Below are 23,570 nucleotides of genomic sequence, written 5' to 3' on the forward strand. Positions count from 1 at the left end.
CATGAAATCCTTGCGCAACGCCATGCTGCTTGGTAGCAGCTTGTGGCCTTTATTACTGGCTGCGAATGATCATCTGCCAGCTGTGCCGACTTGGCAGGGCAGCAGCGAAGCGCTGATGAAAAGCAAAGGCCAGCCCTGGGTTACACCAGCAGAGCTGACGGGGCTTAACGACAGCCCGGATTATGCCGCTACATTACACTATGTCAATCAGCTGGTTGATAGCTCGGAGCTGTTACAGCTTGAGCAGTTTGGTGTCAGCGCCCAGGGCCGGCCATTAATGGTGGTTAAGGCCAGCAAGGCGTTACACAAGATAGCGCAAAATCCGGCGCGGCCACTATTACTGGTGCAGGCCGGTATTCATAGTGGCGAAATAGACGGCAAAGATGCCGGTTTGATGTTGCTGCGGGATATTGCGCATGGCGATAAAGCCGCACTGCTGGCCAATGCCGACTTGCTGTTTATTCCGGTATTGTCGCCGGATGGCCATGAGCGACGCTCGCAGTTTAACCGCATGAACCAGCGCGGGCCGCTGCATCAGGGCTGGCGGGCCACGGCACAAAATCTGAATTTAAACCGCGATTACATTAAGGCTGATGCGCCGGAAATGCGTGCGTTATTAGCGCTGATTAACCGCTATCAGCCCGATTTATATATTGATGTCCACGTTACTGACGGTGAAGATTACCAGTACGATATTACCTATGGTTTTAATCAGCCGTTTGCTGCGGTCAGCGTTAACTCTGCCAGTTGGCTGAATAAACTGTATCGCCCGACCATAGATACAGCGTTAGAGCAGGCCGGTCATATTCCCGGGCCCTTGATATTTGGTGTCGACCGTCAGGATTTTAGCAAAGGCATCAGCGGCTGGACGGCCAGCCCGCGTTTTTCTAATGGCTATGGTGATGTACGGCATTTACCGACAATACTGGTCGAGAATCACAGCTTAAAACCTTACCGGCAACGCGTACTGGGCACCTATGTATTATTGCAGCACAGCCTTAAGTTACTGAACGAGCAGGGCAAGGCGTTGATCATGGCACGACAGGCCGACATGAACGCCAGGCCACAGCGCATGGTGCTGAGTTATAAAGCCAGCAGCAAGCCTGACTTTATTGATTTTAAAGGCATGGATTATCAGTTGCGCCAGTCAGATATAAGTGGCGAAACTTACCTGCACTGGACCGGCGAGGCCAAACTGTATCAGCAGTTGCCGCTGTATTGGGATAAGGTAGCCGATAAAGAGGTGGCGATCCCTCAGGCTTACTGGCTGGGGCCGGAGCAACAGGCGGCCATCGACCGGTTAACTGTGCACGGTATTGAATTTAGCGTACTGGATAAACCGCGAAAACTGAGCCTGCAGCAACTTAGCGTTACCAGCTATCAGTTTGCTACTAAACCCTTTGAAGGGCGTTTTATGCTGCAATCGGCCAGCTTTAACCGCAGTAATATCAGCCTGACGCTGCCTGCCGGCTCGGTTAGAGTCAGTACCGATCAGAGTTTGGGCCGTTTAGCCGTGGCCATGCTGGAGCCGACGGCACCAGACTCGTTATTTAGCTGGGGCTTTTTCCCGGGCATGTTTGAACGTACTGAGTATTTCGAACCCTATGCGATAGAGCCGTTAATTGCCACTATGCTGGCCGAGCAGCCAGAGCTGAAGCAACAATTTGAGCAGGCGCTGGCACAGGATGAAAAGCTGCGCGCTAACCCGCGTGAGCGTTACAATTGGTTTTACCGCCAAATGCCGTACTACGACCAACAATACCTGAAATATCCGGTACTGCTTGAACCTTAAGCTGCAACAGTAAAACCGTGTAGCAAGATATAAAAAAGCCCCGCTGGTTTGCACCGGCGGGGCTTTTTTTAAAGCGTTACTGCTTAGTTTTTAGCAGCAGCGGCTTTCTTTTCTTTCTCTTTTGCAATTACTGCATCAGCTACGTTAGTCGGGCACGGAGAGTAGTGTGAGAACTCCATAGAGAACTGACCACGGCCTGATGTCATAGTACGCAGAGTTGAAATGTAACCGAACATTTCTGACAGTGGTACGTCAGCTTTGATACGTACGCCAGTCACGCCCGCTTCCTGGCCAGAGATCATGCCACGACGACGGTTTAAGTCACCGATAACATCACCTACGTGATCTTCTGGTGTGAACACGTCAACTTTCATGATTGGCTCAAGCAGTTGTGCACCAGCTTTAGGAATTGACTGACGGAAAGCGCCTTTAGCAGCGATTTCGAACGCGATAGCTGATGAGTCAACTGCGTGGAAACCACCGTCGAATACTTCAACTTCTACGTCTAATACCGGGAAGCCAGCCAGAGTACCGGTTGACATCATAGACTCGAAACCTTTTTCGATAGCCGGCATAAACTCTTTTGGTACGCTACCACCAACAACGGTAGAAACGAACTTGAAGCCAGAGTTTTGCTCGCCCGGACGAATGCGGTAGTCGATCTTACCGTACTGACCCGAACCACCAGATTGTTTCTTGTGCGTGTAGCTATCTTCAACTTCACGGGTAATCGTTTCGCGGTAAGCAACCTGTGGCTGGCCTACAACTAACTCAACGCCGTAAGTACGCTTTAAGATGTCTACTTTGATATCCAGGTGTAATTCACCCATACCTTTAAGGATGGTTTCGCCTGAGTCTACGTCAGTTTCAACACGGAAGGTTGGATCTTCAGCAACCATCTTACCGATAGCGATACCCATCTTCTCAACAGAACCTTTATCTTTTGGTGTTACAGAGATAGAGATTACCGGCTCTGGGAATACCATTGGTTCCAGAGTACAAGGGTTTTTCGGATCACACAGGGTGTGACCAGTCTGGGTGTTGTTTTTCATACCTACCAGCGCGATGATGTCACCGGCCTGAGCAGTGGTCAGGTCAGTACGGTCATTCGCCTGCATTTCAACCATACGGCCGATACGCTCGGTTTTGCCAGTGAACGAGTTCAGGATGGTGTCACCCTTGTTCAGTACACCAGAGTATATACGTACGAAAGTCAGGGCGCCGAAACGGTCATCCATGATTTTGAACGCTAAAGCGCGGAATGGCTCATCTGGAGATACGATAGCTGATTGACCCGTTTCGTTACCTTCTTCGTCAGTCAGTGGCTGTGGCACAACTTCAGTAGGGCTTGGCAGGTAGTCAACAACAGCGTCTAACAATAACTGCATACCTTTGTTTTTAAAGGCAGAACCACAGTAAGTTGGGAAGAACGCCAGGTCGCGACAGCCTTTACGGATACAACGCTTGATGTCGTCGATTGAAGGCTCTTCACCTTCCATGTACGCCATTAACAGGTCGTCGTCCTGCTCAACAGCTGTTTCGATCAGTTGCTGACGGTACATTTCAACGTCATCAGCCATATCAGCTGGAATGTCAGTGACAGTGTAGTTTTCTGGCTGGCCGGTTTCATCCCACACGTAGGCTTTTTGCGTTAACAGATCAACCACACCAGAGAAGGTGTCTTCGCGGCCGATTGGTAAAGTCATGATCAGTGGGTTTGCGCCCAGAACTTTCTTCACCTGCTCAGTTACGCGGATAAAGTCTGCACCGATACGGTCCAGTTTGTTCACGAAGATCAGACGTGATACTTCAGCGTCGTTCGCATAGCGCCAGTTAGTTTCTGATTGCGGCTCAACACCACCAGAACCACAGAATACACCGATACCGCCATCTAATACTTTCAGTGAACGGTAAACTTCAACCGTGAAGTCAACGTGGCCCGGGGTATCGATAACGTTAAAACGGTAGCCTTTCCAGAAACAGCTAACAGCTGCTGACTGGATAGTAATACCGCGCTCTGCTTCCTGTTCCATGAAGTCAGTTGTTGATTCACCTTCGTGAACTTCACCTAACTTATGGATTTTACCGGTCAGTTTCAGGATACGTTCGGTTGTAGTGGTTTTACCGGCATCAACGTGCGCGAAGATACCAATGTTTCTGTATAAGGATAAATCTGCTGACATAGTAGTCTCTATAAGCTAGGGTTTGAAAATAGTGCCGTAATATACAGGATTTCAAAACGTTTTGCAGGAAAAAAATTTTGTCACCGGCTAATTTTTTATCCTTGCTGTCAAAGCAGAGTTACAACCAGCAGCAACAACTTGTCTGGCGCTGCTTTGCGTGGATATTAAGACGGCCATGAATGTGCCCCGTGGCATCGCATCAGCCGGTTATGTTCGCCATTACACAAGCTTAGTGCAGGTCTTATACCTTTATATAACTATATGTAGGATTACCCAGACGACCCAAATAATTTGTTTATGTGCAAAACGCTTTAGTAAGTCACAGCATGCGGCTAAATAGCGCAGCATAATTGGTGAAGATGCCAATTTTGATGCATACTTGTGCTTTACCTGATGTTCGAGGTTGATATGCGCACCACAGTCACGATTGACGATGAGTTATATCAGCAAGCGTTGGCGCTCTCAGAACCGGATATGGATAAAGCTGAGTTGTTTCGTGAAGCAATTAAAACCTATATCCGCGTCCAGGCTGCGCGCAGGCTGGCAGCACTTGGCGGCACCTTACCCGATATGCAACAACCTAAACGGCGGCGTGCAGAGCCTGCCGGGGCATGAGCGTATTGGTCGACACTTCTGTCTGGGTTAGTCATTTTCGACAGCACAATTTGGTGTTGGCAGAGTTGCTACAGGCTGATCTGGTTTTAACACACCCGCTGATTACATTGGAGCTCGCCTGTGGCACACCGCTGGCTCCTCGCCAGCGCACATTAGCAGCCTTGCGGTTGTTACGTCAGGCTCAGCAGCCGTCCTTGCAGGAAGTTGCTGATTTTATTGAACGTGAGAAACTCTTCAATCAGGGTTGCGGTTCGGTTGATATGATATTGCTTTGTGCCGCCTTATTGACTCCGGGTACAACACTTTGGACACAAGACAAAAGCCTGCAGCAATTAGCCAAGCGCTTTGGCATGGAGTTTAAACAACATGACTGACAATACCGTCCCGGTGCAACGCCAACTTGATGCCTATAACGCTAAAGATCTCGCCGCATTTATCGCTTGCTACCATGCGGATATTGCTATTTAACGTATGCTGGCAATAGCAGCTAACCCCGCAGCTTCTAGCTGTGCTAGCTGCCTCGTAGGCGTTACTTATTGCACCAACTATGTTCGCTTTGCTGTTGCAACGTTGTAGCTTGGTGATTACTCAACCACATTTCAGTTTTTGAATTAACCGGAAATTGTGACCCGGTACCGGGCCAATATAGTTGGCCGAATTCATCCAGGCATAAAGCGACAATCACCGGAGCCTGATCGATCAACGCTTCATCGTCTTTATCTGTAAGAACAACGTAGCTAATTTTAGCTGTATGTTTACCGCGGTATGTCGTCAGTACGTCGGCTATATATACATGCCTTGCGTACTCCTCCTGGGTTTTTGGATCTACAGCCAATTCTATTTCAACATTAACATGCTGAATTTTTGCCAGATAAGGTGTATGGACTGCCGCTTCGGCTAGGCCCATTACGGCATAGTCGGAGCTGGCATCAACCACGGGCTGTGCCTGACACGCTGCCATGCAAGTTGTCATTACCATGCCTAACAAAAGTCTCATCATGCCTCACTGCCTGCGTTATCAGCGCTACCGGTGTAAATTGGTAAGCTTGTGTTGTCGGTATTGTAACCTGCGGGTACAACGAAGTGATCCCAAACGTCTTTTTTATAACGTGAAATCTGCACACTGTTACCTTGGTTACCTCCAAGCATATATAAATGGTTGCCGTCAGCACTTTGGCCTACCACAAAGGCAACATGGCCACCGCCACTGCGTGATTTAATACCGATAGCGCCGCTAATCGGTGCGGTTAGCGCTTTACCAAAATTCACCCACTCTTTTGCTCTGAAAGCATTTTTAACCGGCTCAATACCATGCTGCTGCATTACCCAGGCAACAAAGCAACCGCACCACGCATTTTTACCACCACTGTCGTCAGTGCCCCAAAATTTAGTAGCGCTGAAATATTCAAGTATCCTTGGGTTTGCTGCGGCACCAGCAACTTCTTTTTGACCAATTTCTGCAGCCGCGGTTTTTAACCAGTATGCGGTAGTGGTTGGCAACACGATAGTTTTTGTTGCACTGGCAGCGTTGTTGGCCAGCAAGGTATTAATGCTACGTTGAGTGTTGCCATTGACATCAATCTTGCCATCGGGGTTAACCATGCCCAGCTGTTTTTTTTGAAATAATTTAATTGAACTTACAGTTTTTGATGTCTCAGGCTTACTGCCAAGGCGACCATCGACAGTGAGTTTTGGCATGGGTATAAGGAAATTATTTAGGGCATTTAAGGCCATCTGCACTGCTTTAACATCATTAACATTGTTCTGCGCTGCAATACCTACAGAACCCGTTATGCGTAAGCTCGTCATAGTTTGTCCTTTTTAAAACCAGTGGTGTAATGCATCCAAATGCGTGTATATCGCTATTAATGGTTAAATAAATGATATTGTCAAGTTAGCGATTGGCTGATGTATGATGGCTTACCGATAGGATTAACCAAGTGGTCTTTTATTGTCTTCAATCCCTTTTTCTGTGGTCAAAGCCCAGTTGTTTCGTGAGGCGATGAAAACCTATATTCGGGTGCAAGCCGAGCGCAGTCTGGCGGTACTTGGCGGCACAACACCAGAAATGCCACAACCCAAACGACGTTTTAACAGAGAGTTTAAACAACATGACTGATAATACCGCCCCGGTGCAACGCCAACTGGATGCCTATAACGCTAAAGATCTCGCTGCCTTTATAAGCTGTTATCACAGCGACATTGCCATTTACCGCATGCCAGCCACGGCGCCATCACTACAAGGCCGCGACGCCCTGGAAGCGTTTTATAAAACCGAGCGCTTTACCATAGCCGCGCTGCACGCCGACGTGCTACAGCGTATGGTGGTGGGTAATAAGGTTATCGACCATGAAAAGGTATACGGCATGGCCGAACAGCCCTATGAAGTGGTAGTAGTGTATGAAGTGCAAAACGGCTTAATTACCAACGCCTGGTTTTACCCGGTGGGATGAACCGCAACTATGTGTCAAAACGGAGATGGTAAACCGCATACAAGGGCTTGTTAGACGGACTAATCCGTGTTTATAGCCACCGCAAACACATGCTGTTCCTTTAACGTATTGTAAGTTTTAAAGAAGCGATGTAGTGTTCTGTACATTAAATTTACAAAGGCGGAAAAGTCCGTGTTTAAATACGGGTTTTTTCGCTGAATAAACTTTATGGCTAAACGAGAATTATGGAAACTATTACTTGCTATAGGCCTACGGGTCAAAAAGAGTTGGACTTGGTTGTGGAGTCAAACTATACAAAATGGCCGCCGAGATTGCCCGAGCAACCTATATTTTATCCAGTTACAAATGAGCAATACGCAATAGAACTGACTCAGTGGAACATAACCGATTTTGGAAAGGGTTACGTCACAAAATTCGAAGTTCGAAAAGAATTTATGGAACGATACCCAATTAAAAAGGTTGGTGGTGTCGGCCATACGGAGTGGTGGATACCAGCAGAGGATCTTGAAGAATTAAATGGCAATATCGTGGGTAAAATTGAAGTTATTGGTGAGTTCGGTGATCGGTGTTAACAAACACTTCATGCGCGAACTCCATTCCGCCGCCATATGCAGGCGCTAGCTATTTAAGGGAATTTACCATGAGATTTTGGATTATATTACTTGTTGGGTTACTGGCGAGTTGTACTACAACTCAGCAAGAATCACAGGCTAACAAAGAAACGAACCAAGAATTACCTGATTCAAAAAAAGTATATTTTTTTCAACATAGGCTTTTACCGGAGTGGACATTTACTTCAAATGGTAATTTTTTTAACGACCTTGTTCAGGGCGATCTAACTAAATTAAAAGCCGCTGCAACGGACATAATCTCTAAAGACTACGCGAACATGATAAAAACAGAGGTTGTTAATAATCAACATGCTGTTTTAATTGCATTTCCGCAGCCCAGAGGCATGGCAGATTGTTTTTACATTCTAATCGTGAAAAAGAATGATGATTTTGCGTTTTATACGTACGAAAAGACAATGAGCTTTGAACAAAACGACCCTGTTAGAGGTGTAGTTGGAATGTGGTCAAAAGAGGGGAGTCATGGAAATCTAGGCCCCAGGACATATACATCGGCTTCAGATTTTATCCAAGATGTTCTTAGCAACAATGGCTAACACAATGCGGTTGTCACCACTATCGTGGCAGGGGCGGCTTACGCCGCACTCTAATCTCGGCTAAACCTGACATTGCCCAGGTAGGGATACAGAGCATGAGTTACGATCTATTTATGAAGCCCCGAAATGGGGGTTTTTCGAAAAGGCAGTTTGATTCATATTTTCTGGGACGAAAAAATTACACCCTGGATGGCTCACAAGCTTGGTACCAAAACGAAGTGACTGGAGTCTATTTTGTTTTTGAATACCACGAGCAAGCAGATGATGATAACGAAGAATATTTCCCAATTGCGTTCAATATGAACTATTTCAGGCCAACTTTCTTCGTCAAAGAAGCGGAGCCTGAGGTGAGAGAGTTTATATTAGAGTTTGATTTGAAAGTAGATGATCCTCAAACCCACGGAATGGGGTCTGGAGATTTTAACTCAGAAAAATTTACCAGTGGCTGGCTTTACGGTAACGAGTTTGGCTATCAATCAATTCTGAAAGACCATCCAGAGGTTATCAGTTTGCCTACTGAACAGCTGGAAGCTGTTTGGTCGTGGAATATTCAGAAGGAAAGGCTTCAGGAAGAAGTTGAAGAAGATGTTTTTGTACCATCTATTATGTTGCTGAATTATAAAGGTAGAGCTGTCACGGCTTGTGTCTGGCCTGATGCTATTCCGGCAATAATACCTCCCGTTGATATACTTTTGATCGGCAGAAATGAATTGGCGCCTAGACGGCTTTTCAAAAAAGTTGAGGATGTGGCGATAAGCCCCTGGAGTGATATTCAACCACTTTTAGAACGACATAAAAGCAAGATGCAGGGGCAGGCTTACTATCTTTTTTACCAGTCGGTGCCAACAGAAATACGAAAGTGTGTTCAAAGCCTTAAGCCAGTCGATCGACAAACCTTAGCAAGGTTATCAATAGATCAGGTGTTAAATAGAGAGCTGGTTAAAAAGTATGTGGCTTAATATGTTGATTCAGTTCGTTTCGGGCCTGTGGCTCGTTCACTGGACGTACTAAAGTGCGCCGCTGATCAAAGCGTTTATTGCCTAAAGGGAAATTGAGTGACATTCGAAATTCGTACAAAAAATCAGGTCATCGGAATCACGGAGTTGGAAGGTGGAGATCCTCCTATGGGCTTCGCTTTTGGCAAAGTAGAACCAACGGATTTGTACGGAAAATGTTCTGCGTCTGTTGTGTATCGAATATACGACAGTAAAACTGGCGAAGAAGTCGCAAGTGAATTAGTTACAGTTGAAGATCATTCAACAATAGTGGGTCATCAGTGTATCGAAGTTACGATATTGATTAAGTCGTCAAAAGTTTATCGGAAGTTTTTCAAGCATCACGTAGAAGCATATGAAAAACAATTTAAGTAGCCTGAAGTTAATATGCAAAGGCAGCCGATGCATAAGGCGCAGCTGCTTTAAGCATTGAGCAGAGTTAGTTATGGAGTTATTTCTTCGATTATTCGCAACGTGTAATGATGACCCTACGTCGGAAAAGTTATTGGAACGTTTGTCTCATGAGATTTCAGTATTTTCGGAATCAATTCCATTAAACCAAGGCCGTTATTGGAAAATTCCTGAGTTGTATGAGTTTACTTTCCATTTAGTGCCAGCAAGAATTGACCTTTTCAATGAAATTATTGATGTTTCTTCAGATGGATGGGTTCATAGGGGAAATGGAAGTGAACGCTCATCTGTTTGGAATGTCGCTGATGGCGAGATCTTGTTTGTGCCGGAAGTTCAGTGGGCCGAGTTGCAGCTATATAAAAAATCTCGCTAGCAATCGCTGGCTCAATCGCGTCAGTTGGGAGAACCTCTCGCAACAAGTTGCTTGCGAGTGGAACGGGCGTTTATCAATAGACACCTTCTATCTATAGCTAGGTATAGTACCTGACACTGAGGTGCAAAATCGCCAGAAATTGAAATCTATCCGCATTGTCAGGTTGGGCCTTTGTATCTGGCATTGTTGTTTGTTGTGTGGTCACCAGGCCATCCTAACAGGGCAGTTGTGCAGTGTTGGAAGATAAATAACAGGCCGCAAGGGGCTGAAGCTTAGTATTGCCGGATTGCTGGCAAATCGTGAATATTAATGAACAATCGTATGGTGGCAGACAACAAAATGACATCAATGCTGACAATCACAGCTTTAAAGACCTGTAAATTAATTGTTCCCTAAAAAAACAAATTCCATTAGCATCAGTCATACCAAAAATTAAGCTAATCGGGCCTTTTAACAGGCGTTTAGCCGTCACTGAACCGCGTGCCGGATAAAACGCAAAACGTTAGCAACATTCTTAAATATTAAATTTAGTGGATAAGGAAAATCTAAAAATGGCACAAAATGAATCGTCTCAAGCTTTTCGTAAGTACTTTGTTTATGGTGCGGTGTTTGGTATCGCCGTTACTTTAATTGTTTGGTATTCAATCAAATTTTTTCAGTAATTAAGTTATTCTCTGTGCTAACAAATGCTAGCTCAACCCCTGTTCGGCTCCGACTCGCACCAAATTGCCAGCGTGTGTGGCGGGTGTTGAGGCTGTAGAAAAACCTCTTTTCAGCCGATCGAGTTTGTGATCAAATAGTGTTGTCTGATTAAAAAATGGACAGCGCCCAATGCCCAAATACATCCCTTACGATTACAACCAAAGCGCCATGGTGGTGATTAATTATCTCGACCAGCTGCAGCCAGGTACTTTTGAACACGCTATTCATTACCTGATTGATAACAAGCTGGACTTGTCGATATTTCACTGCAAATACCAAAATGAGGATAATGGCCGACCGGCCTATGACCCGGCTGTGCTGCTTAAAGTCATTTTGTTTGCCTACTCCAAAGGCATCACCTCCAGCCGTGAAATCCAGTGGTGCTGTGAAACCAATATCATCTTTAAAGCACTGTCGTGCGATACCGTGCCGCACTTTACGACGATAGCCGCTTTTGTTAGTGGCTCGTCGGTGCAAATTGCTCAGCTGTTTGAGCAGGTGTTGTTGGTGTGCCACCAGCAAGGGTTGTTGGGCAATGAACTGTTCGCGATAGACGGCTGCAAAATGTCCTCGAATGCTGCCAAAGAGTGGTCTGGCACCTTTAAAGAGTTGGCGGCGAAGCGGGATAAACTGAAGCGACAAATCCGCTACCACCTGGAGCAACATAAAAAGCTGGATGAGCAGGCCAATGCCGATGAGGCGCGTAAAGCCCGGCACCAGCAAAGTATCGACACGCTGAATAAAGCGCATGACAAAATCACTGACTTTTTAAAGATCGCCAGTCCACGGATGGGCCAAGGCAAACGCAGCAAGGAAGTGAAAAGTAACATCACCGATAATGAGTCGGCCAAGATGACCACCAGCAAAGGTACGATCCAGGGCTACAACGGTGTGGCAGCGGTGGATAAGAAGCATCAGATAATAGTGGACGCGCAAGCTTTCGGCGAAGGGCAAGAGCACCACACCTTAGTGCCGGTGCTGGAAAAGATAAAACAGCGTTATAAACGTATGGGGATTAGCGACAATATCTTCGCCAATAACACCATTGTCACGGCCGATACCGGCTTTGCTAATGAAGCCAACAATAGCTATTTGTATCAGCACAACATAAACGGCTACGTACCGGATAACCAGTTTAGAAAACGTGACCCGAAATTCAGTGAGCAAAAACAAAAGTACGGCAAGCGCCATCAGGACAAGGCAAAGGGACAAAAGCCCATCTTCCCGTCTACCTCCTTTGCATTTGACCCTATAGCCATGACCTGTATTTGCCCGGCGGGTAAATCGTTACCCTGTCGGGGCACCAGGCCAGAGCCGGATGGCCAACAACGCGCCTTGTTTGGCGGCAGACTGTTGCAATGCAGGCACTGTGATTTAAAAGAGCAATGCATGCTCACGCCCGAGTCAGCCAATCACCGAAATGGTAACGGCCGGCAGGTATCGTTTTTACTCAAAGCCAACGCACCGCCGAATTACACCGATTGGATGAAACAGCGGGTAGACAGCGACGCCGGTAAACAAATATACAGCCACCGAATGTCAGTAGTAGAGCCGGTGTTTGGCAATATCGGCACGAACAAAGGTCTTAACCGCTTTAGTTTACGTGGCAAGACCAAGGTACAGGGCCAATGGCAGTTGTTTTGTATGGTGCATAATCTGGAGAAGGTAAGCCGGTACGGTAAGTTAGGGTAAACAGTCTGTCGATTGCGCCCAATAACGCCTGTTATAGCAGTCGTTTAAGTGAAGTCTTAACAAGTAATTCTTGTCTTGAAATTCCTACCAAAAGCATGCAAAGTCGCTAACAAATAATAAACAGAATGGCCTAAGGAGAAATACTGTGCACTCTGCAGGTTTTTCTACAGGCTCGTTAGGCCCTACTTATGACTATCAGGAAAGCCACCCGCGCAGACATTGACGCCATGCACCGCGTTCGCCTTGCGGTTCGAGAAAATGTACTGTCCTCTGCGACGCGCATTTCAGCTATTGACTACGTCGAAGCAATCGAAGTTACTGGCAACGGCTGGGTTGCTGAGTGCGATGGGTTTGTTGTTGCTTTCGCCGTGGGTAATGCCGTCGATGGCAACATCTGGGCGCTGTTTGTTGAACCGTCATACGAAGGCCGGGGATTTGGCAGGACACTTCACGACGAGATGGTGGCATGGCTCCGGCTGCAAGGGTTGCAGCAGCTCTGGCTGACAACCGATCCGGGTAGTCGGGCTGCAGATTTTTACACCGCAGCCGGTTGGCGAGAGGTTGGCAAGACTGCTTGTGGCGAGCTCCGATTCGAGCTCGATGTGGTCTAATCAATTGCTCCAGCGGACGTATGGGCCGCTTAATTCCGGCGTTGTGTGATGATGTCGCAGTCATGTCGCACCCGTGTCGGTGCCTTGTCGTAACGGGGTAGTGCAGTACGGTAGCATAATAGCGGCCATCAGAGACTTTGTGGAGAAACGATAGTTATGTACGTGAATAGCACACGCCTTAAAGAGTTGCGGTTAGCCCGGCAATGGTCGCAGGAACAGTTGGCTGCCCTGAGTGGTTTGAACCTGCGTACCATTCAGCGTCTCGAATCTGGCGCGAAAATTTCGACTGAATCTTTACGCGCACTCGCCTCTGTGCTTGAAGTGCCGGCAGAGAGCTTGTTGGTCGGCGAGCCGACGCCCAGCCAGGCAGCCCTAACGGCTATGCGCCAGGGTGTGATGTCTGGCCTGGAATTTACCGGCACCACCTCGCGAGCGGATTTTTGGTGGTTTGTGCTCGGTATGGTATTGCTGTTAGCCTTTGCAAAGTTGCTCGGTGAAGTGCTCGGTTCACTGCCACTGCTGCTGGCTTCATTGCTTGTATTGCTACCGTGGATTGCGGCCTGCACCCGGCGCCTGCGCGACGCCGGACTCAGTCCTTGGTGGCAACTTATCAGCTTGGTGCCAGTGGCGGGGTTGCTTGTACTGCTATATCTACTTGCACAGCCAACTAAAGCCGCGACTACTGTTGATGTGACACCACATTAAAGCCGCTGCTGCAAAAAAGGGCGTAGCTAATAATTGCTTTAATTAGGCAACTCTTTGAAAATAAATATTTTTCATGTCATAAGTAATAGTGCTTTGCTACGCAAGGCTGGCTAATAAACATGCTCCGGTATCAGACAGCTGACTTAGCCCCTACATCACCTTATTCAGACTGCGGCACCAGAACGCTCAACCCATGCTCTATGCTAAGAAATGCCTCTATTCCTTGCGCAAGTTGCTCCAGAATCGCGTAATGTTGCTCGATCACTGTTGGAGGTACACAGGAACTGGTTAAATGAAAACTGTCAGTTGGTGTCAGAGCTACCAGTGCAACAACTTGATCTTTTGCAGATACCCGCAATGTATCGCTACTGATATTATCGCCAAATCGGGTTTTACGGTTAGTAAAAACAGATTGGTAGCTGTAACGGTTATGGTCCGGATGGGAAATTACCAGCACTTCAGTATCTGGCATATTATCTATTTCAATTAGCGTGGTAAGCTCATCAGGCACGGTTTGCGAAAATAGCACTGAGCTAAATCCGGTGTTTAAGTCATCATTTGCCGGTATTTTTCGGTATTCATTGTCAGACAGTTGCTCAAAGCCTGCAGGGATATGCCAGTTACAGCCAATAAAATTATGGCTGGTAGCATCACTACTACACGCCGTGAGCAACAGTATAACGCTGACTAATCTTTTCATAGTTTAATAACCTTTTGCAGCTTTTTGTCAGAGAAATGGATGCTTTCAATACGGCAATCAGTTTTACAATCCCACCAGATTGTTGCACCAATGGGGTTAAAACCTGCCACGGCTGTAGGCCCCAAAATCTTTGCCACCATGCCAACTGCACCGGAAACATTGCCGGAGATAATTATCGGCGTTTCAGCTTGGATCAGGTCATCGCGTAATAACTTAAGTGCGATACTTTTTATTGCTGATATTTCAGATCGCAAATACACGGCCATCCAGTCATTTGAAAATTTAGTTGTATTAAATCCCTGAAGTCTCAGCATTTGTCTAAACTCTGCAACGCTCATTCGTTCGAGTATTTGAGCTTCAGATATTAATGCATCACGCATCTTGGCGGCCAGAATACGATCGATAGTAACTCTTTTATCTTGAACGGATTTTTCCGCAATTTCCTTCTTTTTCTTCATTTGATTGCTAACGCTGGGAGCTAGTGCTGTACCACCGATTAAAAGTTGAATAATTGCCATGCCCAATCCCTTGCTAAAAAACAAAACGTAAACTTTACACTAATATAACCATTGATCAATGTTGCTTGTTCGTAAAGCTTGGCATTCCCCACTAACAAAACAAACTAGCCCGTGTAGTTGAACGTTTTCCCGTAGCCGGTTATTTGCATGTGCACTTGGCGTTCTAACAGCACTGCCTGAAAGCACTTTGTATTGTTGTGCTACTGTTATTACAGCCAATATCTGTTAACGAGAGCAGACTGATGGACGATAAAAGTGCTGTAGTTGCCGAAATAGAACGTGAAATAAAAGCCCGCTATCGCTATTCCAAGTTCGATTTTATTCTTAATCATTTGCTGTTATTTCTGGTGGTTATTGCCAGCAGTTACCCGGCTTTTGCGCAGATATTTGGTGATGGCCAGACCAAGCTCTCGGCTGGTATTGCTGCTATTCCGGCCTTTGTTTTATTGTTTCAGCGTACATTTAAGTGGGAACAGCGTGGTGAATGGCATTGGGACTACCGGCGCAGGTTGACGGCAATACTGCGTGAAGTGCGGGATCAGGGCTTAACTGACGAAGATGCCAGTAAAAAGCTAAACAAGCTTGAGGAGGAGCTGGCGGGTAGTTTTCCTGGTATCAATTATCCCGCCAGCAAAGAAAAGTAATAGATTAACTTCTTTGCCTGTTTCTCCGCCATAGCCATCGGTTTAGCTGCAGCCTATGGCTATTACTGACTCTACTGCATTTTTGATAACAGCCTGGTATTGATCACAAGGTTTCTTACGCCGTGCGCATGATTTTCATTGAAAACATTATCTTTGCACCATGCCCCGACAGTTTCGATGTTCACTTTGGCGACTTTAGGGCGAACACTCCAGGTTACCTGAAAAGGCGAGCCGGTTTCATTGTAAGCCGGCCCTGTTGTGGAGCCGGCATACTGAATGGCTTTGCCGGTATTAGCGGGAATATTCAGCGCTTGATGCCAGCCGTTTTTTATACCTGGTTTGGTTAATTCGATGAAGTTCAGCGCGTTGTTGTCGTTAACTAGCACATACACCTGGGCTTCAACGCGCAATTGCGGGTTTTTAATTGAATCATGCAGGCAAGCCGCTAAAGTGGGACCTGGGCTAACCTGGGCGCTGGAATGCACATAATGCAGCTCTATAGTGTCGCCAGGCTGAAGCTGACCATGTTCGCCTGGGCATATTGCACTGGCGACAGGTGTTAGCTCTGCTTCGGTTAGTTTGCCGGAGTAAATGTAGCCACTTTGCCCGCCATGGCCATCACCATTGCCGGCGTACTTTGTAAACTCACCACCTTTGTGTTCAGCGTTTTTATGAAAATGAATATTGCACAAATTCATTTTTTCAAATGCAGGGGCCGGGCTGAAAATAACCGGGTTGTCTCCGGCCTTGGATGTTATATCACGTGGCGATTGCGGGCCAAACCCCTGGTTTTCAGTATTCTTTGCCAACATGCCACGTTGCTGCGTGAGCACTTGATCGGCAACCTGCGATTGCTGGGTTGAGTGATTATCTTTGGCACTGGCGTAAAAGGCGGCCAGTAATAGGGGGATGACTACCGCAAGTTGCTTTATTTTCATAGGGTGCTCTGGCGATGTAGTTGCTGGAGTGGAAATATTAGGACAAGTTTTTATATTGCGCGAACGCCAACCGCAGGCCGTGGATGACGTTTGTGTGCTCAGGCTTGGTGTTATTTCAGTGTCCGGATACACAAACGGCAATAAAAATTGGCAAAATATGCTAATTTTGCGCTCTGCAAAAAGTAACGGGCACGCTATGGCGAATTCTGCAGCAATAGGTATTTTTGACTCTGGTATAGGTGGGCTGTCGGTTGCCCGGGCGGTGCGTGAGCTGCTGCCAAACGAGCGGCTGATTTACGTTGCCGATACTGGCCATGCGCCCTATGGCGAAAAAACGGATGCGTATATTTACCAGCGCATGCAACTGATTAGCCATCATCTGCAGCAACAGGGCGTTAAGGCTTTAGTCGTGGCCTGCAATACCGCTACTACGGCGGCTATTGCGACATTAAGAGCACAGTGTTCGCTGCCGGTTATCGGGGTGGAGCCGGGCGTGAAGCCGGCGGTGCTGGCCAGTAAAAGCCGGGTAGTGGGGGTGTTAGCTACGCCGCGTACTTTGCAGACTCCGGCCTTCGCTAATTTGGCGCAGCGCTTTGCCGGCCAGGCCCGCATTGAACTGCAGCCTTGCCCGCAATTGGTACAGCTGATAGAAAGCCTGGATTTTAGCGGCACCGCTATGCTGGCGTTGCTGAAAAGTTATATTAACCCCTTGCTGGAAAAAGGCGCCGATACGCTGGTGCTGGGCTGCACTCACTACAATTTTGTGGCTGACGCTATAGCTGCCATCGCAGGGCCGGCAGTGACTATTATCCGCACTGAAACTGCCGTGGCCAAACAGTTGCAGCAGCGCTTACTGCAGGCGCAGTTATTGGCCGATGCCGGTAACAACGCCAGCGACATATTTTATAGCAGCGGCAGCCTTGAACGGTTTAGCCGGCAGTTGCAGCTGATATGGCCAGGCGCCGATAACCCGTTGCCGTTGTAAACCAACAACAGGCAGCGCGGCATCTTATGGTATTAAAGCACTTTGTCAGTCGCCCGATATTAGGGTAACGTGGAGCTTTCTCTGATGTTGGCTGCCTTGCTGCTTAACCTCAGCACCATGTTGCTCGGATATTTGCTGGCCAAGTGGCTGCAGCACGAGGATCAGGCGCGCACTATTTGTCTGGAAGTAGGCCTGCAAAACGGTACTTTGGCGCTACTTATTACCACAGGCATTTTACAAAATTCGGCCATGTCGATAGCGCCCAGCGTGTACAGTTTATTGATGTTCGCCAGCGCCTCGTTATTTGCGCTCTGGGCCAGGCGCAGTCGCCCGGGCTAAAGTGCAGTGTTTAGCATAAAATTGCAGATAGAAGCGGTTATCGTCGATGCTTCCATGTAGAATGCGCGTTTAAAAGCTGGTTCAGCTTTGGCACCTCTGTAGGAATTTTGATGAAAAAGACAATAGCACTAACGCACCCGAAGCTGGTACCTGCCCGGTTGGTCGACTCCATTAAGTATGATATTAAAAAATACTTAAACCGCGAGCGGCGTAAAACCTTACCGCAAGACCAAGATTATTGGACATTTGATTGCCGCTTTGGCGCAACTGAAGAGGTAGCAGCAACAATTTTTACCTCGGAAATCAATAAGCATATTGATGCCGCTGTAGCGCAGGAGCTGCCGTCGTTCTACATTGAAATTCTGGCCCGTGCCTGCAAGCATAAGCCGCGTCCGGCAGCAGCCGAAGCTGATGCCGCTGACGACGACGGTGAGTAACGCTGCGTTTTTTGTCGCAAGGGCAGCGTTGCCCTTGCTATGTTGCGCCAGAGCAATAACGGATTAAATGCCGTTAAAAACAAACAAAGCTCTGCTACAGCGCTAAAATACTGTATATTCTGCCCTCATTTTTTTACTGTAGCTAATCTACAGAGGAACTCTTATGCAATTTTCATCTTTAGATTTGGCACCCGACTTACAACGCGGCCTGGTTGCCTGTGGCTACAGTAACATGACACCCGTACAACAGCAGGCCATAGTGCCGGCACGGCGCGGTAAAGACTTACAGGTAACGGCACAAACCGGTACCGGTAAAACCGCCGCTTTTGCGATACCACTATTACAACGCATGCTGGACAAGCCAAAAGCCAGCGTTGAGCGCCGGCCACGCGCGCTGATCCTTACCCCCACCCGGGAACTGGCAGAACAAATAGCCGCGGCTATCAGTGGCTATGCGCAGTTTGTGCCAATTAGTGTTACCGCTTTATACGGTGGCGTTAAAATGGGCGGTCAGGCCAGTAAACTGATCGCCGGTGTCGACATGGTGATCAGCACGCCGGGGCGGTTGTTAGAGCATATCGCGCTGGGCAATGTGATATTAAGCGATGTGGAATTTGTGGTGCTGGACGAGGCCGATCGTATGTTAGATATGGGCTTTAGCACTGACGTACTAAACCTGTTGCAACTGACTTCTGCTGCGCGGCAAACGCTGTTGTTTTCTGCCACCACTTCGGCGGCTGTGAACGAACTGTCGCATAAAATTTTGCGTAATCACCAGCAAATCCGGGTAACCAAAGCCAACAGCACTGCTGATACAGTAAACCATGTGGTGTATCCGGTAGAAGAGAACCGCAAAATTGAATTATTTGCACAACTTTTAGCTGAGCAAAACTGGTTTCAGGTGCTGGTATTTACCAGTACCAAAGAGCAGGCTGACCGGCTGTTAGCTGGCTTACAACAGCTTAAAATCGACGCCGCGGTATGTCATGGTGATAAAAGCCAGGGCGCGCGGCGCCGGGCGATAGCGGATTTTAAATCGGCAAAGTTACAGGTACTTATTGCAACTGAAGTAGCCGCCCGTGGCCTGGATATTCAGGGTCTGGATTATGTCGTTAATTTTAACCTGCCGTATTTACCGGAAGACTATGTACATCGTATTGGTCGCACCGGGCGGGCAGGGGCTGCGGGCAGTGCTATCTCGTTTGTCAGCCGTGAAGAAGAGCAAACGTTAGAGCGCATTCAAAAGCTGATTGGTAGCGATATCAAACGTATTATTAAGCCGGGTTTTGAAGTGAGTAACCGTGATTCACTGCTGAAAAGTATTTCGCGCAAGGTGTTGTCAGGCCGCTCGAATAAAGCCAGTGCAACAGTAATAGCGCCGCAAAGCGCAAACAAAGCCAAGCCAAAAGCTAAACTGCGCAGTACTAAAAAAGCTTAGAACAAACTCAACACAGTGCCGCCATTGGCGGCACTGTGCACGAGTAGCTGATTAAAGTTCGATATATTGAGGCCAGCCCAGCAAGGGGTTATCCAGGCCTTGCTTGCCTTCAAAAGCATCCAATTTTTCTGGTGTGGCGTCCTTAAGCTGCAGCGTCTGGTAGTCTTTAACAAAAAACAATGTACGCAACAGAGAAGGCACAAAGTGTTGGCCTAAGTCAGCACGAATGGCGTCAGCATTGGCAGGAGGTAATTCTGCCAGCGTGGCTTCGGTTTGCATGGCAAAAAAGCTGTCGTTAAACCAGTGCGGTTGCAAGCTGATGTTGCGCAGGCGATGTTTTAAATCCTGCCGTACTTTGTCACCACCGGTAAGGGCGCGGTAAAATACGACCTCGGCTAATACTTCTTCTAAGCTGAAATGCTCAAATTCATCAAAGTGTGTGCGGGCGTAAAACTGTTGTTGCAGCAAGTGCATCGACTGACTGCGGCGGTGTTCGGTTAGCGCCAGTTGGTATTGCTGGTAGCCGTCCCAGTCTTCTGCGTCTGGTGGGGTAGAGATACTTTGCAGCAACTGCTCGGCAACGTCACCGTACAGAGAAGCCTTACCGGTTTTTTTGCTGACAGCCGCCAGCATAGTCCAGCCTTTTTGAAACGGCTTTACCAGACCTTCCGGTGCCAGTAACAGATTGAGTGCCTGTTGCTGGTCGTCCTGTGCCAGTTCCTGCAAGCCCAAACTGACAATGCCAATCACGTCGTAGGCGGCCTGCTCCAGCAAGTGCATTTTGTACTTGTTGTAAAACTTGTCGGCAAATTTCAGGCTCATCAGCACAGCTTTGCTTTTAATTTGCTGTAATTCTGCTGCCGTCAGGCTGTCATCGGCGACAGCCTTGCTGATCACCCGGCTTAAAAACGGCCCTGTGCTGCCATCGCGTAGCATTAACTGCATGGTGCTATCCTTTTCCGTCACTGCTTAATCGAGGAAACTGAACATCTCGTCAACTTCGCTGTACTCGTCATTGCTCTGGCTGTTTTTCTCTTTCGCCTGTAATACCAGCTCTGAGGCAAACTTGCTAATAATGCCTTCCCAGGCTGAGTTTTCGTTTCGGATCAAAGCTTTAATTGAGTTCTCAACCTCGGGCGTTAACTGGCGGATCAGAGCCAGTAAGCTGCGTGGATCATCAAAACCGAGGTTGTGGGCATCTTCAGTCTGGCTGCGCTCGGTGTAGGCTTCGGCTTCTTCTAAATGCTCTTCATCTTCGTAAAGCTTATCTTCCCAGTAGTTTTCGTACTCAAGAATTTCGCCACGGTACAGCTCGATAAACGGAATAGACAAATAAAATAAGCCAGCCGGATCTTCAGCAATACACTCTAATACTTCGGCCTGCTTGTCTTCACTATCCTGAGTGCGAATTAAATAGGTTAAAAAGTCAAAGGTATGCTGTTGTAGTTCCTCAGCATTATTTTTAATTTTCTCTTCCCAGTACAAGGGTTGCTGGCAAACGATATCGCGGATGCGCTCCGGGCTCATCAACTCAGACATAATGGACGGAAAGGAGATATCGTGCTCGCTGTTGATTTGTGTCAGCGTAACGATGTCAATTTGCTCAATGACTTCAACCAACTGTTCGTCGCTCATGGTGTTGGCTATCAGCTCAAACTTTTTACTGGCTTGTTTGGGTTCAACTACGGCCAGCTGTTTAATTTCGGCAACAGCAATTTCAATTAAACTGGTACTCATTAAACTTATTCTCCTTTAAAGCGGATCTCATCGTATTGATCGTCATAGCCTTCTTCGTCGCTATCGTCATCGCTGTCAGCATAGTCGCTGTCGTAGTCGCTGTGATAACTGTCGCTGTCATCGTCATGCTCAGCTGCGATGTCACCCTCTTCCTGATAGGTTTCACTGCCATTACGCCGTTTAGCACTAATGTTGCCACTGCCATCGAGTAAAAACAGCACGGCACAGGCTTCAATTAGCTGTGATTCTGAGTAGGCCCGTATGGCTTTTACCAATTCCAGGTCGGCATTGTTAAACGCCACTGAGGTTTTAAACTGATCCCAGCTGGGAGCTGTGGCCTTATCTAACCATTGTTGCCATTGCGCTTTTGCTGCCGGCGGAAATTTTACCCGGCCATATAATGCCATCGGCAGATACTCGGGCACAGAATCCAGCATATCCGGGCTGGCCAGCAAAATGGCTTTCATTTTGGCGGTGAATTGCTCCAGCGCTTTGGGTGTATCAGGATCCATATAGGATTCAATGTTTTCCAGTGCGTCAGTTTGCAGCGCGCGAATACGCGCCAAATTTAGTTTCTGTGCCATAACCTGCTCTTAAAAGCTTGTATCTATAGTGTGATATTACGAATAGTGTACTAGTTATCAATAGTACTGGTCCCACAGCTCCTGCATGGCAGTGGCGGGGTCGGTAACTATGACGTTGTTGAAGTCTTTAATATAGGCCGCGCGCTGCTTTGGATCAGACAGTAGCTCGTAGGCGGCTTTTACCCGTTGCAATTGAGCTGCGGCAGCGTCTTTTTCATCGTCGCTCAGGCCGTGTAGTTTGTCTGGGTGAAACTTATTTGCCAGGCGTTTATAGGCTTTTTTAATGTCGTCTTCGCTGGCATTGGTTTTCACACCCAGTACGCGAAAATGGTTAATCATAGGGTTTCCTGCGTAAACAAAGCGGTATCAGCCGGTGCTGTGCCAGGGCTCTGGCAAACAGCCGGTAATGATAGCAGAACGACAGCACTTCACCTAGCGCAGCTTAGTGACTGCCTTCAATAAACCAGCGCGGGTTTACCGGCAGGCTAAACAACAGTGGCGCAAACTTGTTAAAATGCGCGGCATTGGCCGGGCACCGGATGTTATCCGGGTAGTGTTTTTTCCAGGCATCATTTACCAGATAGACGCTATCACCATGCACTGCCACACCTTCAATTGCCGTTTGCACCATGGCTTCGTACGCCGGGCAGTTGTTGTCGGCTGGTGTTGGCGCATAAAAGGTTATATTTTGCACAAAGGGCGGTTGTTGCCGGCTTAAATCGATGATCCACAGCTGATCATCATTGCGTGCGGCGGCCACTAAATAGCCAGGATGGCCGTGTTTTTTCGCCGGCAGATAATCCAGGCCGTTAATCGGGTGATCTTTTTCGTCCGGCACGGGTAATACCAGGCCGCTGTCCTGTAGCTTGACATAACCGTCCTGCTGCCAGAAATCTGCTGAGTAAGGCGTGACAAAAATCATCGGCGCATTGGCAGCATTTTGCTCCAGTGCTAAATATAAATTGCCCGATTTATCAAAAGTTAAGCCTTCAATGCCGTCATTGGGAAAGTTACCCACTTTTGCACTTTGGGGAAACTGTACCGGCCTTACCGCGGTAATTTCGGCCCGGCTTAGTTTGGTGTCGGTTTCAATCTTTACCAGTAAGGTAGGGAAGTCGGTAGAGTAACTGTCAGCATAACGCTGCTGACATTCAGGGCTCAGGCTAACGAAAGATGAATCTTCGGTGACAGAGATAAGCACGCTGTCGTCAACTTTGTCCCAGGTCAGGGATTCAAAATCCGGATAGCTGGCAAAGAGCGCGCCAAAACAGCCGTTTAACACCTTTGCTGATACACTGATGTTAAGCGGTGCAGCGTTAAGTTGTGCCGTATGCGGGTTTATCCGCATCAGTTTATTGCGCATATGCTCGGCGGCGCTATTGTCACCAATATGAATAAGTTCGCCATGGCGGTAAGTTAAGCCCGAGCTTTGCGGATCGGTTAAGCTTTGCCCTTGCAAATCGGTGATCCAGTTGCCGGCTAGCGGCAGGGAGGCGAAGCTGGCGCTGCTGAACAACAGCAGCGCCAGGGCATTAAAGTGCTTTATCATAGGA

At 47.6% G+C, this 23,570-nt stretch carries 29 protein-coding genes; 18 read left to right on the forward strand and 11 right to left on the reverse strand.

Features of this window, described 5'->3' with window-relative positions; translation table 11 throughout:
- Window position 1: 1 nt before the first annotated feature.
- On the forward strand, window positions 2-1,792 hold the full coding sequence (locus tag MN202_RS13290; RefSeq protein WP_335736613.1) for a M14 family metallopeptidase: 1,791 nt from the start codon (window positions 2-4) through the stop codon (window positions 1,790-1,792).
- A gap of 83 nt (window positions 1,793-1,875) precedes the next feature.
- Here the strand turns inward: MN202_RS13290 and fusA are convergent, their stop codons facing one another.
- A complete protein-coding gene (gene fusA / locus MN202_RS13295) occupies window positions 1,876-3,975 on the reverse strand; it encodes an elongation factor G (protein WP_335736614.1) in 2,100 nt (699 codons plus the stop codon).
- 408 nt (window positions 3,976-4,383) lie between these two features.
- Between fusA and MN202_RS13300 the strand changes: the two genes are divergently transcribed.
- Window positions 4,384-4,590 carry a type II toxin-antitoxin system VapB family antitoxin gene (locus MN202_RS13300; protein ID WP_335736615.1) on the forward strand — a complete coding sequence of 69 codons (207 nt, stop codon included), beginning with the start codon at window positions 4,384-4,386 and terminating at the stop codon, window positions 4,588-4,590.
- Window positions 4,587-4,964: a type II toxin-antitoxin system VapC family toxin gene (locus MN202_RS13305; RefSeq protein WP_335736616.1), complete on the forward strand. Its 378-nt coding sequence runs from the start codon at window positions 4,587-4,589 to the stop codon at window positions 4,962-4,964. Before MN202_RS13300 ends, MN202_RS13305 begins: the two co-directional genes overlap by 4 nt.
- A gap of 155 nt (window positions 4,965-5,119) precedes the next feature.
- On the opposite strand, the gene MN202_RS13310 is transcribed toward MN202_RS13305, so the two are convergent.
- Both MN202_RS13310 and MN202_RS13315 read right to left on the reverse strand, forming a co-directional pair.
- A complete protein-coding gene (locus MN202_RS13310; RefSeq protein WP_335736617.1) occupies window positions 5,120-5,590 on the reverse strand; it encodes a hypothetical protein in 471 nt (156 codons plus the stop codon).
- Entirely contained in the window at window positions 5,587-6,399 is an 813-nt protein-coding gene (locus MN202_RS13315; RefSeq protein WP_335736618.1) for a TIGR02594 family protein, read from the reverse strand. Before MN202_RS13315 ends, MN202_RS13310 begins: the two co-directional genes overlap by 4 nt.
- A 142-nt stretch (window positions 6,400-6,541) precedes the next feature.
- Here MN202_RS13315 and MN202_RS13320 point away from each other — a divergent pair, with 142 nt between their 5' ends.
- The 10 genes from MN202_RS13320 (at window position 6,542) to MN202_RS13365 (ending at window position 13,697) form a co-directional block, all read left to right on the forward strand.
- Window positions 6,542-6,709: a hypothetical protein gene (locus MN202_RS13320; protein ID WP_335736619.1), complete on the forward strand. Its 168-nt coding sequence runs from the start codon at window positions 6,542-6,544 to the stop codon at window positions 6,707-6,709.
- Window positions 6,702-7,043, forward strand: coding sequence for a nuclear transport factor 2 family protein (locus tag MN202_RS13325; protein WP_335736620.1), 342 nt, complete (start codon window positions 6,702-6,704; stop codon window positions 7,041-7,043). The genes MN202_RS13320 and MN202_RS13325 overlap by 8 nt, the downstream gene beginning before the upstream one ends.
- Window positions 7,044-7,267: 224 nt before the next feature.
- Window positions 7,268-7,615, forward strand: coding sequence for a hypothetical protein (locus tag MN202_RS13330; RefSeq protein ID WP_335736621.1), 348 nt, complete (start codon window positions 7,268-7,270; stop codon window positions 7,613-7,615).
- A gap of 68 nt (window positions 7,616-7,683) precedes the next feature.
- Window positions 7,684-8,208, forward strand: coding sequence for a hypothetical protein (locus MN202_RS13335; protein ID WP_335736622.1), 525 nt, complete (start codon window positions 7,684-7,686; stop codon window positions 8,206-8,208).
- Window positions 8,209-8,303: 95 nt separating this feature from the next.
- On the forward strand, window positions 8,304-9,167 hold the full coding sequence (locus MN202_RS13340) for a hypothetical protein (protein ID WP_335736623.1): 864 nt from the start codon (window positions 8,304-8,306) through the stop codon (window positions 9,165-9,167).
- A 96-nt stretch (window positions 9,168-9,263) separates the two neighbouring features.
- Window positions 9,264-9,578, forward strand: a complete 315-nt coding sequence (locus tag MN202_RS13345) for a hypothetical protein (RefSeq protein WP_335736624.1) — start codon at window positions 9,264-9,266, stop codon at window positions 9,576-9,578.
- Between the two features lie 70 nt (window positions 9,579-9,648).
- Window positions 9,649-9,987 (forward strand): hypothetical protein, encoded by a 339-nt coding sequence (locus tag MN202_RS13350; protein WP_335736625.1) that lies wholly within the window; start codon window positions 9,649-9,651, stop codon window positions 9,985-9,987.
- 831 nt (window positions 9,988-10,818) lie between these two features.
- The gene (locus tag MN202_RS13355; RefSeq protein WP_335736626.1) at window positions 10,819-12,381 is read left to right on the forward strand and encodes a transposase; all 1,563 of its coding nucleotides are present in this window, start codon (window positions 10,819-10,821) and stop codon (window positions 12,379-12,381) included.
- A 188-nt stretch (window positions 12,382-12,569) separates the two neighbouring features.
- Complete coding sequence (locus tag MN202_RS13360; protein ID WP_335736627.1) at window positions 12,570-12,992, forward strand: GNAT family N-acetyltransferase; 423 nt, start codon at window positions 12,570-12,572, stop codon at window positions 12,990-12,992.
- Between the two features lie 156 nt (window positions 12,993-13,148).
- Window positions 13,149-13,697, forward strand: coding sequence for a DUF805 domain-containing protein (locus tag MN202_RS13365; RefSeq protein ID WP_335736628.1), 549 nt, complete (start codon window positions 13,149-13,151; stop codon window positions 13,695-13,697).
- A 160-nt stretch (window positions 13,698-13,857) separates the two neighbouring features.
- On the opposite strand, the gene MN202_RS13370 is transcribed toward MN202_RS13365, so the two are convergent.
- A complete protein-coding gene (locus MN202_RS13370) occupies window positions 13,858-14,397 on the reverse strand; it encodes a hypothetical protein (RefSeq protein WP_335736629.1) in 540 nt (179 codons plus the stop codon).
- Window positions 14,394-14,915, reverse strand: coding sequence for a hypothetical protein (locus tag MN202_RS13375; protein ID WP_335736630.1), 522 nt, complete (start codon window positions 14,913-14,915; stop codon window positions 14,394-14,396). Before MN202_RS13375 ends, MN202_RS13370 begins: the two co-directional genes overlap by 4 nt.
- Window positions 14,916-15,157: 242 nt before the next feature.
- On the opposite strand from MN202_RS13375, the gene MN202_RS13380 reads away from it, so the two are divergent.
- Window positions 15,158-15,559: a hypothetical protein gene (locus tag MN202_RS13380; protein WP_335736631.1), complete on the forward strand. Its 402-nt coding sequence runs from the start codon at window positions 15,158-15,160 to the stop codon at window positions 15,557-15,559.
- Window positions 15,560-15,630: 71 nt separating this feature from the next.
- On the opposite strand, the gene MN202_RS13385 is transcribed toward MN202_RS13380, so the two are convergent.
- Window positions 15,631-16,497, reverse strand: a complete 867-nt coding sequence (locus MN202_RS13385; RefSeq protein ID WP_335736632.1) for a delta-class carbonic anhydrase — start codon at window positions 16,495-16,497, stop codon at window positions 15,631-15,633.
- 196 nt (window positions 16,498-16,693) lie between these two features.
- Here MN202_RS13385 and murI point away from each other — a divergent pair, with 196 nt between their 5' ends.
- The 4 genes from murI (at window position 16,694) to MN202_RS13405 (ending at window position 19,696) form a co-directional block, all read left to right on the forward strand.
- On the forward strand, window positions 16,694-17,482 hold the full coding sequence (gene murI / locus MN202_RS13390; RefSeq protein ID WP_335736633.1) for a glutamate racemase: 789 nt from the start codon (window positions 16,694-16,696) through the stop codon (window positions 17,480-17,482).
- Between the two features lie 84 nt (window positions 17,483-17,566).
- Window positions 17,567-17,821, forward strand: coding sequence for a hypothetical protein (locus MN202_RS13395; protein WP_335736634.1), 255 nt, complete (start codon window positions 17,567-17,569; stop codon window positions 17,819-17,821).
- Between the two features lie 110 nt (window positions 17,822-17,931).
- Window positions 17,932-18,258, forward strand: coding sequence for a DUF6172 family protein (locus tag MN202_RS13400; protein ID WP_335736635.1), 327 nt, complete (start codon window positions 17,932-17,934; stop codon window positions 18,256-18,258).
- Window positions 18,259-18,421: 163 nt separating this feature from the next.
- A complete protein-coding gene (locus MN202_RS13405; RefSeq protein WP_335736636.1) occupies window positions 18,422-19,696 on the forward strand; it encodes a DEAD/DEAH box helicase in 1,275 nt (424 codons plus the stop codon).
- 51 nt (window positions 19,697-19,747) lie between these two features.
- Here the strand turns inward: MN202_RS13405 and atcC are convergent, their stop codons facing one another.
- From atcC to MN202_RS13430, 5 genes are all read right to left on the reverse strand, one after another.
- A complete protein-coding gene (atcC, locus tag MN202_RS13410) occupies window positions 19,748-20,641 on the reverse strand; it encodes a cold adaptation protein AtcC (protein WP_335736637.1) in 894 nt (297 codons plus the stop codon).
- A gap of 24 nt (window positions 20,642-20,665) precedes the next feature.
- On the reverse strand, window positions 20,666-21,433 hold the full coding sequence (atcB, locus tag MN202_RS13415) for a cold adaptation protein AtcB (RefSeq protein WP_335736638.1): 768 nt from the start codon (window positions 21,431-21,433) through the stop codon (window positions 20,666-20,668).
- 5 nt (window positions 21,434-21,438) lie between these two features.
- Window positions 21,439-22,017, reverse strand: a complete 579-nt coding sequence (atcA, locus tag MN202_RS13420; RefSeq protein WP_335736639.1) for a cold adaptation protein AtcA — start codon at window positions 22,015-22,017, stop codon at window positions 21,439-21,441.
- Window positions 22,018-22,074: 57 nt separating this feature from the next.
- A complete protein-coding gene (atcJ, locus tag MN202_RS13425; RefSeq protein ID WP_335736640.1) occupies window positions 22,075-22,356 on the reverse strand; it encodes a cold adaptation protein ActJcold adaptation protein ActJ in 282 nt (93 codons plus the stop codon).
- A 103-nt stretch (window positions 22,357-22,459) separates the two neighbouring features.
- Complete coding sequence (locus tag MN202_RS13430) at window positions 22,460-23,566, reverse strand: hypothetical protein (RefSeq protein WP_335736641.1); 1,107 nt, start codon at window positions 23,564-23,566, stop codon at window positions 22,460-22,462.
- Window positions 23,567-23,570: the final 4 nt, after the last annotated feature.

Source organism: Rheinheimera muenzenbergensis (assembly GCF_036984005.1).
GTDB lineage: Bacteria > Pseudomonadota > Gammaproteobacteria > Enterobacterales > Alteromonadaceae > Alishewanella > Alishewanella muenzenbergensis.

Excerpts from the sequence above, each read along its gene's own strand:
- MN202_RS13290 (WP_335736613.1), top strand. The coding sequence starts at position 2 with ATGAAATCCTTGCGCAACGCCATGCTGCTTGGTAGCAGCTTGTGGCCT.
- fusA (WP_335736614.1), bottom strand. The coding sequence starts at position 3,975 with ATGTCAGCAGATTTATCCTTATACAGAAACATTGGTATCTTCGCGCAC.
- MN202_RS13300 (WP_335736615.1), top strand. The coding sequence starts at position 4,384 with ATGCGCACCACAGTCACGATTGACGATGAGTTATATCAGCAAGCGTTG.
- MN202_RS13305 (WP_335736616.1), top strand. The coding sequence starts at position 4,587 with ATGAGCGTATTGGTCGACACTTCTGTCTGGGTTAGTCATTTTCGACAG.
- MN202_RS13310 (WP_335736617.1), bottom strand. The coding sequence starts at position 5,590 with ATGATGAGACTTTTGTTAGGCATGGTAATGACAACTTGCATGGCAGCG.
- MN202_RS13315 (WP_335736618.1), bottom strand. The coding sequence starts at position 6,399 with ATGACGAGCTTACGCATAACGGGTTCTGTAGGTATTGCAGCGCAGAAC.
- MN202_RS13325 (WP_335736620.1), top strand. The coding sequence starts at position 6,702 with ATGACTGATAATACCGCCCCGGTGCAACGCCAACTGGATGCCTATAAC.
- MN202_RS13330 (WP_335736621.1), top strand. The coding sequence starts at position 7,268 with ATGGAAACTATTACTTGCTATAGGCCTACGGGTCAAAAAGAGTTGGAC.
- MN202_RS13335 (WP_335736622.1), top strand. The coding sequence starts at position 7,684 with ATGAGATTTTGGATTATATTACTTGTTGGGTTACTGGCGAGTTGTACT.
- MN202_RS13340 (WP_335736623.1), top strand. The coding sequence starts at position 8,304 with ATGAGTTACGATCTATTTATGAAGCCCCGAAATGGGGGTTTTTCGAAA.
- MN202_RS13350 (WP_335736625.1), top strand. The coding sequence starts at position 9,649 with ATGGAGTTATTTCTTCGATTATTCGCAACGTGTAATGATGACCCTACG.
- MN202_RS13355 (WP_335736626.1), top strand. The coding sequence starts at position 10,819 with ATGCCCAAATACATCCCTTACGATTACAACCAAAGCGCCATGGTGGTG.
- MN202_RS13360 (WP_335736627.1), top strand. The coding sequence starts at position 12,570 with ATGACTATCAGGAAAGCCACCCGCGCAGACATTGACGCCATGCACCGC.
- MN202_RS13365 (WP_335736628.1), top strand. The coding sequence starts at position 13,149 with ATGTACGTGAATAGCACACGCCTTAAAGAGTTGCGGTTAGCCCGGCAA.
- MN202_RS13370 (WP_335736629.1), bottom strand. The coding sequence starts at position 14,397 with ATGAAAAGATTAGTCAGCGTTATACTGTTGCTCACGGCGTGTAGTAGT.
- MN202_RS13375 (WP_335736630.1), bottom strand. The coding sequence starts at position 14,915 with ATGGCAATTATTCAACTTTTAATCGGTGGTACAGCACTAGCTCCCAGC.
- MN202_RS13380 (WP_335736631.1), top strand. The coding sequence starts at position 15,158 with ATGGACGATAAAAGTGCTGTAGTTGCCGAAATAGAACGTGAAATAAAA.
- MN202_RS13385 (WP_335736632.1), bottom strand. The coding sequence starts at position 16,497 with ATGAAAATAAAGCAACTTGCGGTAGTCATCCCCCTATTACTGGCCGCC.
- murI (WP_335736633.1), top strand. The coding sequence starts at position 16,694 with ATGGCGAATTCTGCAGCAATAGGTATTTTTGACTCTGGTATAGGTGGG.
- MN202_RS13395 (WP_335736634.1), top strand. The coding sequence starts at position 17,567 with ATGTTGGCTGCCTTGCTGCTTAACCTCAGCACCATGTTGCTCGGATAT.
- MN202_RS13400 (WP_335736635.1), top strand. The coding sequence starts at position 17,932 with ATGAAAAAGACAATAGCACTAACGCACCCGAAGCTGGTACCTGCCCGG.
- MN202_RS13405 (WP_335736636.1), top strand. The coding sequence starts at position 18,422 with ATGCAATTTTCATCTTTAGATTTGGCACCCGACTTACAACGCGGCCTG.
- atcC (WP_335736637.1), bottom strand. The coding sequence starts at position 20,641 with ATGCAGTTAATGCTACGCGATGGCAGCACAGGGCCGTTTTTAAGCCGG.
- atcB (WP_335736638.1), bottom strand. The coding sequence starts at position 21,433 with ATGAGTACCAGTTTAATTGAAATTGCTGTTGCCGAAATTAAACAGCTG.
- atcA (WP_335736639.1), bottom strand. The coding sequence starts at position 22,017 with ATGGCACAGAAACTAAATTTGGCGCGTATTCGCGCGCTGCAAACTGAC.
- atcJ (WP_335736640.1), bottom strand. The coding sequence starts at position 22,356 with ATGATTAACCATTTTCGCGTACTGGGTGTGAAAACCAATGCCAGCGAA.
- MN202_RS13430 (WP_335736641.1), bottom strand. The coding sequence starts at position 23,566 with ATGATAAAGCACTTTAATGCCCTGGCGCTGCTGTTGTTCAGCAGCGCC.